The organism is Shewanella sp. NKUCC06_TVS (genome assembly GCF_019345515.1).
In the GTDB taxonomy this organism is placed as follows: Bacteria; Pseudomonadota; Gammaproteobacteria; order Enterobacterales; family Shewanellaceae; genus Shewanella; species Shewanella oncorhynchi.
Genome location: NZ_JAHKQX010000041.1, coordinates 1 through 476, shown reverse-complemented (window position 1 = coordinate 476; position 476 = coordinate 1). Strand labels below are relative to the sequence as shown.

At 42.2% G+C, this 476-nt stretch carries 1 protein-coding gene; it reads right to left on the bottom strand.

Annotation, left to right across the window (positions count from 1 at the left end):
- Positions 1-476 (bottom strand): DUF2628 domain-containing protein (locus tag KO531_RS22200; RefSeq protein WP_219252248.1); only part of this gene is annotated, 476 nt, incomplete at both ends.

Genomic DNA, 476 nt, shown 5'->3' with positions numbered 1-476 from the left:
CCCTCTTTTACATAGATAATATTTAATGGTTCACCGAAACGAATGCCGAGAATGATTAAGACGATAAGTAATGCAACAAACGTAACAACCGCAGAGGCTATGATACCTAACCAGCCCGTCATCCACTTTGGCATCCAAGGCCATATAGTTTCACCGAGCTTGTAATAACGGTAATAGTCATAATTAGCCGTAAGACCGAAGACAATAGAATTGATGATAAAAGGAAGCTTGCTCAGGTTCTTGTCAGTAATGAGCGATGCAACTGCTATGATTATCAGGTTCAGCAGCATTAGCATGAGAAACAGATAAATGCCTTTCTTCCACATGCCCTTAGCGAAGTAGTACCCCGTGCCAAACACGAATGCGAGTGCATTCATGTTAACCACATTCTGCCCCTTTATTTGCTCCTTTTTAGGCCTTGAGGTATGTGCAGGACTTTTTGCTGAAGCAAAATAGCCCAACTTGTCAGCTTGTCT